The 2382-nt window shown below is 52.6% G+C and carries 1 protein-coding gene; it reads right to left on the bottom strand.

The window, feature by feature from the left end:
• Positions 1 to 2382 (bottom strand): cadherin-like domain-containing protein (locus IEY18_RS17240; RefSeq protein WP_188923119.1); only part of this gene is annotated, 2382 nt, incomplete at both ends.

Raw genomic sequence — 2382 nt, 5'->3', positions numbered from 1 at the left:
AACGGTATCAATACCATTAAAGTTCGCTGGAGGCGTATAAACGTAACTACCATCGGCTGCAATGACAATGGTGCCGCCTTCGGTTGTGTTAAAGGTCCCTGCAATAACACTGAGTGCATCTCCGTCAGGGTCAAAATCGTTTGCATCTAAATCCACCACTGACGAAAATGGTGTGTCTTCTTGCACTGTTATTGAATCATCAACGGCTATAGGAGCATCATCCACCGGAGTCACGGTGATATCAAGGTTGGCTGTGTCACCGGTGTTGGTGGTGTAAACCACGGTCGGTAACGTGCCGTTCCAGTTCGGTGCTGGCGTGAAGATATAGCTACCATCACTGTTGAGTACCAGCGTACCGCCTTCAACTGGCGCGCTATCGCCTGCGGCGTAATCGGTGCCGTTGACATTAAAGCCGGTAACCGTCAGTGCAGTATCGATGTCGGTGTCATTGGCCAGAACGTTGCCGGTGGCTGGGGTGTCTTCAGCGACGGTATTGCTGTCATCTGCAAGGATGGCGGCATCATCTACCGGAGTCACGGTAATATCAAGGTTGGCTGTGTCACCGGTGTTGGTGGTGTAAACCGCGGTCGGTAACGTGCCGTTCCAGTTCGGTGCTGGCGTGAAGATATAGCTACCATCACTGTTGAGTACCAGCGTACCGCCTTCAACTGGCGCGCTATCGCCTGCGGCGTAATCGGTGCCGTTGACATTAAAGCCAGTAACCGTCAGTGCAGTATCGATGTCGGTGTCATTGGCCAGAACGTTGCCGGTGGCAGGGGTGTCTTCAGCGACGGTATTGCTGTCATCTGCAAGGATGGCGGCGTCATCCACCGGAGTCACGGTAATATCAAGGTTGGCTGTGTCACCGGTGTTGGTGGTGTAAACCACGGTTGGTAACGTGCCGTTCCAGTTCGGTGCTGGCGTGAAGATATAGCTACCATCACTGTTGAGTACCAGCGTACCGCCTTCAACTGGCGCGCTATCGCCTGCGGCGTAATCGGTGCCGTTGACATTAAAGCCAGTAACCGTCAGTGCAGTATCGATGTCGGTGTCATTGGCCAGGACATTGCCGGTGGCTGGGGTGTCTTCAGCGACGGTATTGCTGTCATCTGCAAGGATGGCGGCATCATCTACCGGAGTCACGGTAATATCAAGGTTGGCTGTGTCACCGGTGTTGGTGGTGTAAGTGATCACCGGAAGCTCGCCATTCCAGTTCGGCGCTGGTGTGAAGCTGTAGCCGCCATCAGGATTGATGACTAAAATCCCGCCTTCTACTGGCACCTCAGTGCCCGCTGGATATTCGGTACCACCTACTGTAAAGGTGACGACACTGAGATCGCTATCCGGATCTTCATCGTTATCTAACACATTACCGGTGGCAATTTCATCTTCCGCAATGGTGGTGCTGTCATCTGCAAGCACGCTTGGATCATCGACTGGGGTAACGCTGATGGTTAACGTGGCTGTTTCACCAGTGTTGGTGGTGTAAGTGATCACCGGAAGCTCGCCATTCCAGTTCGGCGCTGGTGTGAAGCTGTAGCCGCCATCTGGGTTGATGACTAAAATCCCGCCTTCTACTGGCACCTCAGTGCCCGCTGGATATTCGGTACCACCTACTGTAAAGGTGACGACACTGAGATCGCTATCAGGATCTTCATCGTTATCTAACACATTACCGGTGGCAATTTCATCTTCCGCAATGGTGGTGCTGTCATCTGCAAGCACACTTGGATCATCGACTGGGGTAACGCTGATGGTTAATGTGGCTGTTTCACCAGTGTTGGTGGTGTAAGTGATCTCCGGAAGCTCGCCATTCCAGTCCGGCGCTGGTGTGAAGCTGTAGTCGCCATCTGGATTGATGACTAAAATTCCGCCTTCTACTGGCACCTCAGTGCCCGCTGGATATTCAGTGCCGCCTACCGTAAAGGTGATGACACTGAGATCGCTATCAGGATCTTCATCGTTATCTAACACATTACCGGTGGCAATTTCATCTTCCGCAATGGTGGTGCTGTCATCTGCAAGCACGCTTGGATCATCGACTGGGGTAACGCTGATGGTTAACGTGGCTGTTTCACCAGTGTTGGTGGTGTAAGTGATCACCGGAAGCTCGCCATTCCAGTTCGGCGCTGGTGTGAAGCTGTAGCCGCCATCAGGATTGATGACTAAAATCCCGCCTTCTACTGGCACCTCAGTGCCCGCTGGATATTCGGTACCACCTACTGTAAAGGTGACGACACTGAGATCGCTATCAGGATCTTCATCGTTATCTAACACATTACCGGTGGCAATTTCATCTTCCGCAATGGTGGTGCTGTCATCTGCAAGCACGCTTGGATCATCGACTGGGGTAACGCTGATGGTTAACGTGGCTGTTTCACC

The organism is Shewanella gelidii (genome assembly GCF_014647855.1).
Taxonomy (GTDB): Bacteria; Pseudomonadota; Gammaproteobacteria; order Enterobacterales; family Shewanellaceae; genus Shewanella; species Shewanella gelidii.
The sequence above is the reverse complement of the archived record's forward strand: the minus strand, read 5'-3'. Positions and strand labels throughout refer to the sequence as shown.